The following is a 12,849-nucleotide window of genomic DNA, read 5'->3' as shown; positions in this document are numbered from 1 at the left end:
CGACGTGGAAGAGACCATCGGAGTCACGGAAGCCGCACAGATCCCCAAGCAGCGAGGCGAGCTGCTGCTGGACAGCGCCGTGCGGTACGCGGAAGAGCGGCACTGGGACGTGTTCCCCGGGACCTGGCTGGAGGCGGTCGAGGGCAGGGAGCGCTGCTCCTGCGGCGCGGAGGCGTGTCCGGCGCCGGGTGCCCACCCGGCCAGGCCCGACTGGTCGACCCAGGCGACGGGCAGCGCCGTCGGGGCCCGGCGGATGTGGTCGAAGCAGCCGAAGGCGTCGATCCTGCTGCCGACCGGCCGCACCTTCGACGCGATCGAGGTCCCCGAGTCCGCCGGCTTCCTCGCCCTGGCCCGTATGGAGCGCATGGAGCTGACGCTCGGCCCGGTGACCTGCACCCCGGACCGCCGGATGTTCTTCTTCGTGCTTCCCGGCGCCGCGGCCAAGGTGCCGGACCTGGTCCGCAAGCTGGGCTGGGTCCCCACCTCGATCGACCTGGTCACGCGCGGCGAGGGGTTCTACGTGGCGGCGCCGCCGACCCGGGTCGGCGGCTTCGGCGCGGTGCAGTGGGCCCGCAAGCCCACCCCGGCGAACCGCTGGCTGCCGGACGCGGAGGAGCTGATCAGCCCGCTGGCGTACGCGTGCGGGCGCGAGGCGGCGGACGCGCGCAGCCGGCGGGCGTAGCGCCTGAGGCCCTGTGCGCCTCTGGTCATGTGCGCCTGAGGTCCTGTGCGCCTTTGGCCATGTGGCCGGAAAGACGCTCAGCCGTAAGGTGGTTCCCGACTGTACGGGGACAACCGAAGGGTTGACGCAACATGATGCCTGACCAGGCATTTGACGGAGTGTTCGAAGCGGCGGGCGGTGCACCGGGATCCGGTGCGGTGCCCGCCGTTCATGTCGAGGGGCTGTGGAAGCGCTTCGGCCAGCAGATCGCGGTGAACGGGATCGATCTGGTCCTGCCCGCGGGCCGGTTCATCGGACTCGTCGGGCCCAACGGCGCCGGCAAGACCACCACTCTGTCGATGATCACGGGCCTGCTGCGGCCCGACGCCGGGCGCATCCGGGTGGCCGGCCACGACGTGTGGGCCGACCCCGAGTCCGTGGCCCGGGTGAAGTCCAGGATCGGCATCCTGCCGGAGGGGCTGCGGCTCTTCGAGCGGCTCTCGGGCCGGGAACTCCTCGCGTACAGCGGGCGGCTGCGCGGACTGCCCGGCGCGGAGGTCGACAAGCGCGCGACCCAGCTGCTCGACGTGCTCGACCTCGCCGGCTCGCAGCACAAGCTGGTCGTCGACTACTCGACCGGCATGCGGAAGAAGATCGGGCTGGCCGCGGCCCTGCTGCACAACCCGGAAGTCCTCTTCCTCGACGAGCCGTTCGAGGGCGTCGACCCGGTCTCGGCGCAGACCATCCGCGGCGTCCTGGAGCGGTACACGGCCTCGGGCGCCACCGTCGTGTTCTCCAGCCACGTCATGGAGCTGGTGGAGTCGCTGTGCGACTGGGTGGCCGTGATGGCCGCCGGGCAGATCCGCGCGCAGGGCCCGCTGGAGCAGGTGAGGGGCTCGGCGCCGTCGCTGCAGGCCGCGTTCCTGGAGCTGGTCGGCGCGCACGGGCGGGGCGACGCCGGGGACTCCCTGGACTGGCTGGGCGGGTCGGCCCGATGAGCACCGCCACCACTCCGCCGGCCGCGGCGGCCGCGTCGTCATCCGCGGCGCCGGCCGCGGAGTCGCTGACCGCCGTCTTCGTACGGCTCAAGCTGTCGCTCCTGAAGAACGGGCTGAAGCAGTCGGGCAGCCGGACCGCCGCGTACGTCTCCTCGATCGTCTTCGCCGCCGTCTTCGCCGCCTTCCTGCTGCTCGGCGCGATCCTGCTGCGCGGTGACGACGACGCGGTCGTCGTCACCGTCCTGCTCACCGGCGTCCTCGCGCTGTCCTGGGCGGTGATGCCGCTGTTCGTGCCGGGCGGCGACGAGACGCTCGACCCCTCCCGGCTCGTGATGCTGCCGCTGCTGCCCCGGCCGCTGGTCCGGGCGCTGCTCGTGGCCTCGCTGGTCGGCATCGGCCCGGTGTTCACCCTGTGCGTCACGGTCGGGGCGGCCCTGACGCTGGCCCGGGGCGTCGCGGGGACGGTCGTCGCCGTCCTCGCCGTGCCGCTGGTCGTGCTCGTGTGCGTGGCGCTGTCGCGGGCGGTCGCCGCCGCGAACGTACGGCTCCTCACCTCCCGCAAGGGCCGCGATCTGGCCGTGCTGTCCGGTCTGGTCATCGCGGTCGGCATCCAGGTGGTGAACTTCGGCGCGCAGCGCCTCACCCAGGCCGGTGGGCTCGCGACGCTCGAGCCGGCCGCGGAGGTCGTGGCCTGGCTGCCGCCGGCCTCGGCGGTGTCCGCGATCGCCGCTGCGGGCGACGGCGACTACGCGGTCGCCGCCGCCAGGCTGCTGCTCTCCGCACTTGCCCTGGTCGGGCTCGCGTACTGGTGGCAGCGGTCGCTGGTGCGGCTGATGGTGGAGCCGGACGGCTCGACGATCGGCGCGGCCTCCGGCGCGGCGAAGGAGAAGTCGGCCTCCGCCGGGCTGCTCGGCAGGGTCCTGCCGGGCGGGCGCACGGGCACGGTGATGGAGCGCAGCCTGCGCTACATCTGGCGCGACCCGAAGACGAAGGCGGCGTGGGTGTCCTCGCTGGCGGTCGGGGCGATCGTCCCGCTCTTCAACGCGTTGCAGGGCACGGGCTCGGTCTACTTCGCCTGCTTCGCCTCGGGCATGCTCGGCCTCCAGATGTACAACCAGTTCGGCCAGGACACCTCCGCCTTCTGGATGGTGGCGCAGACCATCTCGACGACGGCCGACGCCTACGCCGAACTGCGGGCCCGGGCCCTCGCCCTGCTCGCCGTCACCGTGCCGTACACGGCGCTGGTGACGACGGTGACGGCGGGCGTGCTCGGCGACTGGAGCGTGCTGCCGGAGGCGCTGGGCGTGGCGTTCGCGCTGCTCGGCGCGATGATGGCGACGGGTGCGGTGGCCTCGGCGAACTACCCGTACTCCATCCCGCAGGACGGCGCTTTCAAGAACGTGGCGCCGGGGCAGGGCGGTCTCGCCTGGATCTCCATCTTCGGCGGCATGCTCGCCGCGGCGCTGCTGTGCGCCCCGGTGATCACGGCCACGGTCCTCCTCCACCTGTGGGAGGGGGCGCTGCTGTGGACCGTGCTGCCGCTCGGCGCGCTGTACGGGGCGCTGGTCGTGTGGGGCGGTCTGAAGGTGGCGGCCCCGCGGGTGGCGGGGCGGCTGCCGGAGATCCTTGCGGCGGTCAGCAAGGGCTGACGTCGATACGGGCGGCGCCGTGGACGGGCCGGGTCTCCTGGGTGGGGGCCCGGCCCGTCGTGCTGCTCCTGCCACCGATCGGCGGCAACCTTCCGGCCGATCGAGACCGTCCCGAACTACTCCAATTCCCAACATTTTCCGCGTCGTTCGAGGTCAGAGGATCGTACGGAGTTGAACCGCCGGCGCGGTGGGGCGCGGCCAGGGCACGCCCCGGGCCGCCTCACCCCGTCTCAACTGGCCGAACGACCGGTCGGTCGCATCCGGATCGCACAGGCGGCCGAAAAGCTGCCACCGATGTGCGATCACGCTGCGCCCCGACAAGACTCCATTCCGCATCCGCACCCAACCGTAGCCACAAGCGAAAGGGAATTCCCGTGCGTTACTTCCGTGCCGTGGGCGCCACCGCGCTCGCCACCGCCACCGGCCTCACCCTCCTCGGTACCTCGATAGCGGGCGGCACCGCCGAGGCAGCGCCCGCGAGCCTGTACGCGCCGTCGGCGCTCGTCCTCACGGTCGGCGCGGGCGAGAGCCCCGCGACGGCCACGGCCCTGCGCGCCGTCACCCTGACCTGCGCCCCGACGCCCGGCGGCACCCACCCGGACCCGGAAGCGGCCTGCGCGGAACTGGCCGCCGCCGACGGTGACTTCGACCGGCTCACCGTGTTACCGGCCGACCGCCCCTGTACGCGCGAGTGGGACCCGGTGACGGTCACCGGGGACGGCGTGTGGCAGGGCCAGCGGGTGAGCTGGGAGGCCACCTACGGCAACCCGTGCGACTTCCGGGCCCGTACGGCGGAGAGCGCGGCCCTGTCGTTCTGACGGCGGGGCGTCGAACCGACCGGCGTCAGGAGCAGAAGTAGCCGCCGACGGACTTGTCGGCACCCGCGTGGAGGTCCACCGCGTTGACGACCCAGGCGGTGTAGCAGCGGTGCACCTGCGTCGGGGTGAAGGTGAACTGGAACCCGTGGGCGTCGCCGTAGCCCGGGTGGGCCGAGCCGACGTCCGTCCGCGTCAGGTTGGCCGGGTAGGGCCCGTAGGTGTTGCCGTCGCTGTACTGGACGTACACCTGCGTGGACTGGGCGGTGTCCGGGTCCAGTGCCCACCCCCACATGGTGACCGAACCGCCGTCGACCCGGTAGCCGTCCAGATGGCCGACGGGGTCGTGGTTCACCGAGATCGAGCAGCCGAGGCCGGTGTCCACGCCGTAGCCCGTGTTCAGGGCGGTGGCGCAGACCTGCCCGGTGGCGGTGGGGACGGCGACGAACCCCGAGAAGGCTCCGCCGGACTGGTTGGCGTCCAGGGTGGCGACCCAGGTGCCGCCCACGGTGATCTTCACGCGGACCGGTCCGGTGGCGTCGGGGTCGGAGGCCCAGCCGGAGACGTTGATGCCGCCGGGGACGCGGGTCGCCGCGTTCAGCTTGCCCTGCGGGTCGTAGTCGACCGGCGGGTCCTCGACGCCGCCGCCGTCGCACCACGAGGGCGGCTCCGGCCCGTCACAGATGCTCTGCGCGTGGGCGGTCGGGACGGCGGTGAACAGGCCCGCCCCGAGCGCCAGGGCGGCGGTCACGGCGGCCAACCGGGAACGTATCGACATGCCGGTTTTCCTTACTGCGAGTTCGGCTCATGGCGCGTTCAGACTGACAGTCCGCGCGCCACGGGCCCATCCCAGAAATCTGGGGTCTTTCGCGCTCAGGGGTCCACCGGCATGTCGGGGATCCCGCTCTCGATGAGGCAGTTCCGCTCGGGATCCGGGTCCACGGGGTGGGTCCGGCTGTCGCCGGGGGAACCGGTCGGGGCCGGGCTCGGGGTCGGGGTCGCCGAGGCCGCCGGCGGGGTGGTGGAGGAGGAGGGGCAGGGCGACGGCCCCTCCTCCTCGGGGGCGGCGCCGCCGCCCCCCGCCGCCCCGCAGGCGGTCAGCGCGCCCAGCAGCACGGCGGTGACGAGGACGAACGTGCTGCCGTGTGCCGCTGAGCGCGCCATGGTGTTCCGCCTCCGAGGCCGGGGTCCCAGGGCCCGTAGGGGCCCTGACCCCGACGCCCCTTAGTAGGTCGAGTACTTGTTGAACGCGTCGCCCACCCATGTGGCGAAGTACGGCGAGCGCATCTCCGTCGGCCTGTCCTTGTTGTCGACGTTGCTGTTCACGCCGTTGACCCAGCCGCTGTAGTAGACGTTGTCGTCCTTGCCGTGGATCCAGGGGCCGCCGCTCGATCCGCCGGTCATGTTGCACGGCATCTTGATCTGGTCGGTGGTCCACCAGCTGCGCTGGGAGGTCGTCGCGGCGCAGTAGTACTGCCACTGGCCGTCGAAGGGCGGGCCCTGCGGGTATCCCATGGCCGTCATGTAGCGGTCCTTGGGGTGGTTCCACTGGATGCCCAGGCCGCCGACGGCGTTGACGAGTTCGCCGCTCGCGTTCGGGGAGGTGATGACGATGCCGACGTCGTACCCGAAGTTGCCGTCGTTGATCCAGCCGTTGAAGGCGACGAGGGTCTCGGCCCACCAGGTGCCGTAGGGGCGCGATCCGTGGTCGTAGTACGGCACGAACTGCCAGTTGGACGCCCACGACTTGCCCGGGCCGCCGTGGACGCAGTGGCCGGCGGTGAACACCATGTTCTTGTTGGTGCTGTTGACGGCCGAGCCCGAGCAGACGTAGTCCTTGCCGTCCGATGCGCGGTAGAAGACCTTGCCCACGACCCGGGTCGCGGTGACCGCCACCTTGATGCCGCCGACCGCGGCCGCGGCGCCCGCCACCGGGTCGGAGCCGGTCGCCGCCGGGCCGGTCGGCTTCTGCGGCGCCGAGGGGGCGGGCGCTCCGGGACGGTCGGCCGCCGAGGGCTGGGCGGGCGTGGCCGGGATGGCCGCGGCCATCCGCTCGGGGGTCCAGTACTCCGCCGCCCGCGCCGCCGTGCCGGCCGGCACGGTGTGCTCGACGGCCGTCGCCGCCGCCTGGGCGGCGACCCGGGTGGTCGACGCCTCGGGGGCCTCGGCGGCCTCGGCGGCGACGGGGAGAAGGAGGAGGGCCGCGGCGGCGAAGCCGACGGCGGGGTACGAGCGTCTCTTGCGTATGCCGAACACGTGATACCTCGATCCGTTGCTGGCATGGACACGCAATGCTCAGGCGGAGAGTGACGGGCCGTCAACGGAGCGTGAGAGGAATGGCCGGTTCACCCGTTCCCTTTTCGGCCTGGCCGACAAGGCACGCTCCAGCCCGCCCGGCGGGCCGTGGCGCTGACGAAGCCGCGCAGGGCGACCCGGGAGCGGTCGAGGGTCTCCGCGCGTTCGTCGAGCACGCGGAGGCGGACGCTGAGGATGTCGAAGGTCTCGGGGCAGGTGGGCAGTTCGCGGGCGTCGCCCGAGACGCAGGGCAGCAGATGCAAGCGTGTGACGGTCATCGGTCTGGGCCGGATGGGGCGGGCGCTCGCCGAGGCGTTTCTGCGGGAGGGGTACGAGACGACGGTGTGGAACCGCACGGCCGCCCGGGCCGAGCCGCTCCTCGCGGCGGGCGCGCGGTTCGCCCCCCTCGGTGCGGGAGGCGGTGGAGGCCGGGCCGCTGGTGGTGGTGTGCCTCACGGACTACGCGGCGGTGCGCGGGCTGTTGGTGCCGGTGGGGGGCGGCGCTCGACGGGGCAATCCTGGACATGCCGCACGCCATCGGCACCGCCGTGGCGGTGGTCGTCCACAGCGGCCCCCGCGAGGCCTTCGACGCCCACGCGGAGGCGTCACGGTCACGAGGTGAGGACGCCGTTGAGGAAGGGCTCCACCGCCTCGCGCCAGGCTTCGGCGTGCTCGTAGTGGAGGAGGTGACCCGCGTCGGGGATCTCCGCGTAGGCGCCGCGCGGGAGGACGCGGACCATCTCCTGGGCCTCGGCGCGGCCCAGTTCGCCGTCGAGGCCGCGGACGACGAGGGTGGGGCAGCGGACCTGGGCCAGGGAGTCCCAGTGGGCGTCATGGACCCAGGTCGCGCGGGAGGCGAGCATCTGGGCGGGGTCGAAGACGGGCCGCCAGCCGTCGGGGTGCTCGGCCATCACCTCGGCGAAGAAGGCACCGCGGGCGGGGCGGGGGCGCTCCACCCAGGGGTCCTCCTCGCCGAACCACCGGCGGACGGCGTCGAGCGAGGGGAAGGGGACGGGCCAGCGGCGGAACCAGTCCTGCCACTCGCGCTGCGACGCGGCGCCGAGCGCGGAGGCCCGCATGTCGCAGATGACCAGGGCCCGGACGAGGTCGGGGTGCTCGGCGGCGAGCTGCCAGGCGGTGAGCGCGCCCATGGAGTGGCCGACCACGGTGACCGGGCCGAGGCCGAGCCGCTCGACGACGGCGGCGGCGTCGGCGACGTACGCCTCGCGGGTGAAGGGGCCGGCGGCGGGCTTCTCGCTGTGGCCGTGGCCGCGCTGGTCCAGGGCGATCGTGCGGTGGCGCGCGGCGAGCCAGCGGGCGGCCGGCTCCCAGTGGGAGGCGCTGCCCATCAGGCCGTGGAGGAGCAAGACGCCGGAGCCGCTCTGCGGCGCGGTCTGTTCCGTGAAGTCCCAGGCCGCCAGGCGTACGCCGTCGGCCCCCGTGACGTCGAGTCGTCGCACCATGCTGCTCGGCACCCCCTCTTTCCCATGGCCCCGTGGAACCGCGCCAGACTATCGAACCCGTATTCGAAAATGCGCTTCTGCCGCTCAACACCCCACGTTCGAGTGACAGCACTCAAGGATTGACGGCCGGGACCGAGGGGAGATGTTCAGCGGGAGGCGGACCGCTCGGGGAAAACGGTCCGAGGGGAATGACCCTGGGAGCTCGGGGCTCCGGGTCAGCACAGGGGAGGACGGACCCCGGCGCCTCAGGGCGCCGGGGTTCACCGTTGTCGTACGAAGGACGACCCTCATCGCACCAGCGTGGCACGGGAAGGGCCGTGGGCGTGGCGATTCCGCCGTAAAACGGGCCCGTCGGAAATCTGGCCCGGCGGGTGGCTCTAGCGCTTGGCGACGAAGACGTGCGCCGCGACCTCCGCGTCCAGCTCGGCCGCCTCGCCGCTGCTGCCCACCAGGACGCCGCCCGGGGACTCCGTCACCGACACCACGGAGCCGGGCTGCACGCCCGCGCGCCGCAGCGTGTACATCAGCTGGGCGTCGGTCTGGATCGGCTCGCCGATCCGGCGGACGACCACGGTCTTGCCCTCGCCGCCGGCGTCCAGGTCGGCCAGCGAGACCATCGAGTCGTCCAGGAACGACTCCGCCTCGGCCTTCTCGCCCAGCTCCTCCAGGCCCGGGATCGGATTGCCGTACGGCGACTCCGTCGGGTGGCGCAGCAGCTCGAGGACCCGGCGCTCCACGGCCTCGCTCATCACGTGCTCCCAGCGGCACGCCTCCGCGTGGACCTGCTCCCACTCCAGGCCGATCACGTCGACGAGCAGGCACTCGGCGAGCCGGTGCTTGCGCATCACGCGGGTGGCCAGGCGGCGGCCCTCGTCCGTGAGCTCCAGGTGTCGGTCGCTCGCGACGGCCACCAGACCGTCGCGCTCCATGCGCGCCACCGTCTGGCTGACGGTCGGACCGCTCTGGTCCAGCCGCTCGGCGATACGGGCGCGCATGGGGACAACACCTTCCTCCTCAAGCTCAAGGATGGTGCGGAGATACATCTCCGTGGTGTCGATCAGTCCGGACATACGTGCCCCTCGATGAGTCGTGCGCTGGCCCTGCACCAATTCTTGCGCATCGCACCGACAACCGTGGCGTGCCGGGGTGAACCGAGCCGAGGCGGTATTGACAGAGCAATGGTCCAGACCGCACCGTGATCGGCGACCACGACGAGAAGGAGCCGCCGCCATGGGCGAGAGCAAGCTGGCCGGACAGTTCTTCGACGCCGCCATCGGGCTGCTCCAGAAGGTGCGGGACGAGGACGCGGAGGACATCGCGGCCGCCGGTACCGCCATCGCCGAGGCGGTCGCCGCGGGCGGCCGGCTCTTCGCGTTCGGCGCGGGCCACTCGTCGCTCGCGGCGCAGGACGTCGTGTACCGGGCCGGCGGCCTCGCCCTGATGAACCTGCTGGCCGTCCCCGGTGTCGTCGGCGTCGACGTCATGCCCGCCACCCTCGGCTCCGCCCTGGAGCGCGTCGACGGACTGGCCGGCGCGGTCCTCGACTCCTCCCCCGCCCGCTCCGGCGACGTCCTGATCGTCATCTCCCTGTCGGGCCGCAACGCCCTGCCGGTCGAGATGGCGATGAACGCGCGCGCCCTGGGCCTCACCGTGATCGGGGTGACCTCGGTGGCGTACGCGACGGAGACCAGGTCCCGGCACGTCTCGGGCACCTATCTGAAGGACCACTGCGACATCGTCCTCGACTCCCACATCGCCGTCGGCGACGCCGAGCTCACCCACGAGGGCATCGAGGCCCCCTTCGCACCCGCCTCGACGGTCGTCACCAGTGCCCTGATGCAGGCCACGATGGCCGCGGCGGCCGAGGAGATGGTCCGGCTCGGCATCGAGCCGCCGCTGCTGCGGTCGGGGAACGTGGACGGCGGCCACGAGTGGAACGGGCGGGTGATGGCGGAGTACGGGGACCGCATCTTCTTCCGCCACTGAGGATCGCGCCACCGAGGCCGGAAACGGGTGCGGGGGCCGCGGCGAGTTCTCGCCGCGGCCCCCGCGTTCTTCCGTCGTTCTCTGTCAGGTCCTAGGACACGTAGTAGCCGGCGACATCCGCCAGCAGCCCCACGGTCCCCGCGTGGTTGTAGAAACTCACCTTCCCGTTCACGACCGGGACGACGACCAGGTTGGGGATGGTCGTCCCGGCGGTGAAGTTCAGGTTGGACGTCGCCGGGCGCGGGGCGCCGTCGGGGAAGACGGACACGTAGCCGGTCGCCGTCGGGGCGACGGCCGTCACGTTCATGACGACCGCCGTCACGCCGGTGGCGGGGATGCCGGAGGTGCCCGCGATCGGCAGGGTGACGGTCTTGCCGGGGCCGACCGAGGTGTTCATGACGCGGGTCGGGGTCATCGGCTTGAACGCCGAGCCCGAACCGTCCGTCGTGAAGTAGCCGGCCACGTCGGCGAGCAGGTCGACCGAGCCGGAGTGGTTGTAGAAGCTGACCTTCCCGTCCGCCGACACGGGCACGATCACCATGTTGGGGATCGTCGTCCCGGCGGTGAAGTTGAGGTTCGAGGTCGCCGGGCGGGCCGTGCCCGCCGGGAAGACCGACACATAGCCGGTCGCCGTCGGCGCCACCGCCGTCACGTTCATCGCGACCGCCTTCACACTGTCGGCCGGGATGCCGGCCGTGCCCGTCACCTGGAGGGTGACCGTCTGCCCGCCGGCCAGCTTGGCCTTCGGGGCGCCCAGGCCCGCCATCGTGTTCAGGACCCGGGTCGGGCCGACCGGCTTGTACGTCGCCCCCGAACCGTCCGTCACGTAGTAGCCGGACACGTCCGCGAGCAGGTCCACCGAACCGGAGTGGTTGTAGAAGCTGACCTTCCCGTCCGCCGAGACCGGCACCACCACCAGGTTCGGGATGGTCCGGCCCGCCGTGAAGTTCAGGTTCGACGTCGCCGGACGCGTGGTGCCGGCCGGGAAGACCGACACGTAACCGGTCGCCGTCGGCGCCACGGCCGTCACGTTCATGACGACCGCCGAGACACCCGCGGCCGGGATACCGGACTTTCCAGTCACCTGAAGGGTGACGGTCTTGCCGCCCCCCACCTTGCCCTGCGCCACGCCCAGTCCCGCCATGGTGTTCATCAGACGGGTCGGGGGCATCGCGTGGAACACGCCCAGACCGTTCGTGGCCGCGCTGGTGACCGTGAAGGTGCCGAGCGGGGTGACCTTGTCGTCGAACGCCGCCTCGTTCACCACCGAGAGCGCCCAGACGCCGACGGGCGCACCGGTCAGGTCGAGTGCGGCGACGAGGTTCTCACGGGTGACGTCCACCGAGACGGTCGTGCTCTCGATCCGCGCGCCGGACGGGTGCTCGATCCGCAGCCGGTGCTCGGCCCTGAGCGCCGTGCCCGACAGGACCACGTGCGGCTTGGTGCCGCTCGCGGCGGTCCGGTGGCTGACGTCCCGGAAGGCGATGGGGTCGGCGCCGCAGACCTGGACGGTGCAGACCAGTTCGGCGGAGTAGGCGGAGCGGGAGTTCCACTCGCGCAGGCCGAGCACCATCACGGTCGGCTTCGGCTGCCCCGTGACGGGGTCGCCGAGGTAGCAGTCGATCTCGATGTCCCGGTCGGTGCAGCGGTCGAGGGACCCGTCGTACAGGGAGAGGACGGCGCCGCGCCCGTCCCGGTCGGTGTCCTTCACGACCGCGTCGTACCGGTCGTGCTGGTACGTCTCCAGACCCGCGCACACGGCGGTGTGCTGCTCGTCGAGGACGCCGGTGATCGGCCCGTAGCCGTAACTGATGTTGGCCGGGCGGGCGCATTCGGGAGCCGGGCCGGCGGCGCCGGCGATGCGCATGGCGTCGAGGCGGTACGGCTGACCGGCGTGGACGCTGTTCCACCCCGGGGTGACGACGACCTGGTAGCGGGTCGCGCCCGTGACGCCGCAGTCCTCGTACGTGGTGTTGCAGGAGAGCTGGCCGGCGGGACCGTAGACGGTGTGGCGGGCTTCGTTGAAGCCGTCCCGCTCGTTGACGTACAGCACGTCACGGGTGTCGGTGGTGGTCACCTGGCGGCAGACGGGCGTGCCGGGCGCGGGGAGCGTGCCCGTGGCGGCCGGTGCGCCGACGGCGGTCGCCGGAGTGGTCACGCAGCCCTTGGCGGTCGCGGTGACGTCACGGCGGACGAGGTCGAACTCACCCGATGCCACGTGTCCGGCGGCGACCACCCGGTAGGACCTGCCGGCGACGAGCTCGCAGGCGGCCCATCCGTTGCGCTGGTCCGCCACCTCGCAGATCGGGCGGCCGGTGTCCTCGACCACCCAGAAGCGGGCGAGGGAGTCCGTGCCGCCGCTCACCTTGTGGATCTGGACGAGCTCCTTCAGGGAGTGGTCGCCGGCCGGGATGTCGGCGCAGGCGGCGAAGGTGCCGTTCGCGGTGGAGAAGCGGGACGCGGCGGTTGCGGCGGTGAAGTCACCGGCCGGAAGGACCGGGCAGATGCCCTTGCCGTCCGCGGGCTCGTCGACGCGCTGGAGGAACAGGGCGTACGGCGTCGGGGTCGGCGCGTTCGCGGAGACCGACCACAGCTTCGCGTAGTGCGGGGCGGTGCCGCCCAGCCGGCAGGTGCCGCTCCGCGTGTTCGACGGGCCGCAGATCTGGGCTCCGGTCGAGTCCACGATCGCGGGCGCCACGCCCCACGACCCGCCGAGCCGGTCGTCGACCACCACGATCGCGGCGCCGGCCGGGAACGGCAGCTTCAGACAGTCGACCGCGTCGGCGGTGTCGAGTGCGCCCCGGTTGTAGCCGACGACGGCGTCCGCCGTCCGCGTGCACGGGGTGGTGGCGTCGGCGGCCGTGGCCTGCTGCGCGGGCAGCACGAAGGTCAGCAGCGTGGACAGTGCGGCAAGGAGCGTGGTGAGGTACGCGGCCGGTCTTCCGGTTCTGTGGCGGAATCTCGTGCGTACGGGCACGCGAG

General features: G+C 72.5%; 13 protein-coding genes. 6 read left to right on the top strand and 7 right to left on the bottom strand.

From position 1 onward, the window contains the following. The first annotated feature begins 4 nt into the window (after positions 1-4). From ACFY7C_RS29170 to ACFY7C_RS29155, 4 genes are all read left to right on the top strand, one after another. Positions 5-682, top strand: coding sequence for a bifunctional DNA primase/polymerase (locus ACFY7C_RS29170; RefSeq protein ID WP_389655934.1), 678 nt, complete (start codon positions 5-7; stop codon positions 680-682). A 134-nt stretch (positions 683-816) separates the two neighbouring features. Continuing rightward, a complete protein-coding gene (locus tag ACFY7C_RS29165; protein ID WP_389656911.1) occupies positions 817-1,659 on the top strand; it encodes an ABC transporter ATP-binding protein in 843 nt (280 codons plus the stop codon). Beyond that, positions 1,656-3,308 carry a transporter gene (locus ACFY7C_RS29160; protein ID WP_389655932.1) on the top strand — a complete coding sequence of 551 codons (1,653 nt, stop codon included), beginning with the start codon at positions 1,656-1,658 and terminating at the stop codon, positions 3,306-3,308. The genes ACFY7C_RS29165 and ACFY7C_RS29160 overlap by 4 nt, the downstream gene beginning before the upstream one ends. Positions 3,309-3,682: 374 nt before the next feature. Continuing rightward, entirely contained in the window at positions 3,683-4,126 is a 444-nt protein-coding gene (locus ACFY7C_RS29155; protein WP_389655930.1) for a subtilase-type protease inhibitor, read from the top strand. Between the two features lie 25 nt (positions 4,127-4,151). Here the strand turns inward: ACFY7C_RS29155 and ACFY7C_RS29150 are convergent, their stop codons facing one another. From ACFY7C_RS29150 to ACFY7C_RS29135, 4 genes are all read right to left on the bottom strand, one after another. Continuing rightward, entirely contained in the window at positions 4,152-4,901 is a 750-nt protein-coding gene (locus ACFY7C_RS29150; protein WP_389655928.1) for a hypothetical protein, read from the bottom strand. Positions 4,902-4,996: 95 nt separating this feature from the next. Beyond that, positions 4,997-5,287 (bottom strand): hypothetical protein, encoded by a 291-nt coding sequence (locus tag ACFY7C_RS29145; protein ID WP_389655926.1) that lies wholly within the window; start codon positions 5,285-5,287, stop codon positions 4,997-4,999. Positions 5,288-5,347: 60 nt separating this feature from the next. Beyond that, positions 5,348-6,379: a trypsin-like peptidase domain-containing protein gene (locus ACFY7C_RS29140; protein ID WP_389655924.1), complete on the bottom strand. Its 1,032-nt coding sequence runs from the start codon at positions 6,377-6,379 to the stop codon at positions 5,348-5,350. 89 nt (positions 6,380-6,468) lie between these two features. Beyond that, positions 6,469-6,681: a hypothetical protein gene (locus tag ACFY7C_RS29135; protein ID WP_389656977.1), complete on the bottom strand. Its 213-nt coding sequence runs from the start codon at positions 6,679-6,681 to the stop codon at positions 6,469-6,471. Here ACFY7C_RS29135 and ACFY7C_RS29130 point away from each other — a divergent pair. After that, positions 6,614-7,096: an NAD(P)-binding domain-containing protein gene (locus ACFY7C_RS29130; protein ID WP_389655922.1), complete on the top strand. Its 483-nt coding sequence runs from the start codon at positions 6,614-6,616 to the stop codon at positions 7,094-7,096. The two genes, ACFY7C_RS29135 and ACFY7C_RS29130, sit on opposite strands and share 68 nt — an antisense overlap. On the opposite strand, the gene ACFY7C_RS29125 is transcribed toward ACFY7C_RS29130, so the two are convergent. Together ACFY7C_RS29125 and ACFY7C_RS29120 are read right to left on the bottom strand one after the other, a co-directional pair. Continuing rightward, positions 7,030-7,881, bottom strand: a complete 852-nt coding sequence (locus ACFY7C_RS29125) for an alpha/beta fold hydrolase (protein WP_389655920.1) — start codon at positions 7,879-7,881, stop codon at positions 7,030-7,032. The two genes, ACFY7C_RS29130 and ACFY7C_RS29125, sit on opposite strands and share 67 nt — an antisense overlap. A gap of 377 nt (positions 7,882-8,258) precedes the next feature. Further along, on the bottom strand, positions 8,259-8,951 hold the full coding sequence (locus ACFY7C_RS29120; RefSeq protein ID WP_389655918.1) for a metal-dependent transcriptional regulator: 693 nt from the start codon (positions 8,949-8,951) through the stop codon (positions 8,259-8,261). A 160-nt stretch (positions 8,952-9,111) separates the two neighbouring features. Here ACFY7C_RS29120 and ACFY7C_RS29115 point away from each other — a divergent pair, with 160 nt between their 5' ends. After that, positions 9,112-9,867, top strand: a complete 756-nt coding sequence (locus ACFY7C_RS29115; RefSeq protein ID WP_389655916.1) for an SIS domain-containing protein — start codon at positions 9,112-9,114, stop codon at positions 9,865-9,867. A gap of 91 nt (positions 9,868-9,958) precedes the next feature. Here the strand turns inward: ACFY7C_RS29115 and ACFY7C_RS29110 are convergent, their stop codons facing one another. Then, entirely contained in the window at positions 9,959-12,844 is a 2,886-nt protein-coding gene (locus ACFY7C_RS29110; protein ID WP_389655914.1) for a hypothetical protein, read from the bottom strand. Positions 12,845-12,849: the final 5 nt, after the last annotated feature.

This window comes from Streptomyces sp. NPDC012769 (assembly GCF_042901205.1).
Lineage (GTDB): Bacteria > Actinomycetota > Actinomycetes > Streptomycetales > Streptomycetaceae > Streptomyces.
This window is presented reverse-complemented; position numbering and strand designations above follow the sequence as displayed.

Excerpts from the sequence above, each read along its gene's own strand:
- ACFY7C_RS29145 (WP_389655926.1), bottom strand. The coding sequence starts at position 5,287 with ATGGCGCGCTCAGCGGCACACGGCAGCACGTTCGTCCTCGTCACCGCC.
- ACFY7C_RS29165 (WP_389656911.1), top strand. The coding sequence starts at position 817 with ATGCCTGACCAGGCATTTGACGGAGTGTTCGAAGCGGCGGGCGGTGCA.
- ACFY7C_RS29160 (WP_389655932.1), top strand. The coding sequence starts at position 1,656 with ATGAGCACCGCCACCACTCCGCCGGCCGCGGCGGCCGCGTCGTCATCC.
- ACFY7C_RS29150 (WP_389655928.1), bottom strand. The coding sequence starts at position 4,901 with ATGTCGATACGTTCCCGGTTGGCCGCCGTGACCGCCGCCCTGGCGCTC.
- ACFY7C_RS29130 (WP_389655922.1), top strand. The coding sequence starts at position 6,614 with ATGTCGAAGGTCTCGGGGCAGGTGGGCAGTTCGCGGGCGTCGCCCGAG.
- ACFY7C_RS29125 (WP_389655920.1), bottom strand. The coding sequence starts at position 7,881 with ATGGTGCGACGACTCGACGTCACGGGGGCCGACGGCGTACGCCTGGCG.
- ACFY7C_RS29115 (WP_389655916.1), top strand. The coding sequence starts at position 9,112 with ATGGGCGAGAGCAAGCTGGCCGGACAGTTCTTCGACGCCGCCATCGGG.
- ACFY7C_RS29120 (WP_389655918.1), bottom strand. The coding sequence starts at position 8,951 with ATGTCCGGACTGATCGACACCACGGAGATGTATCTCCGCACCATCCTT.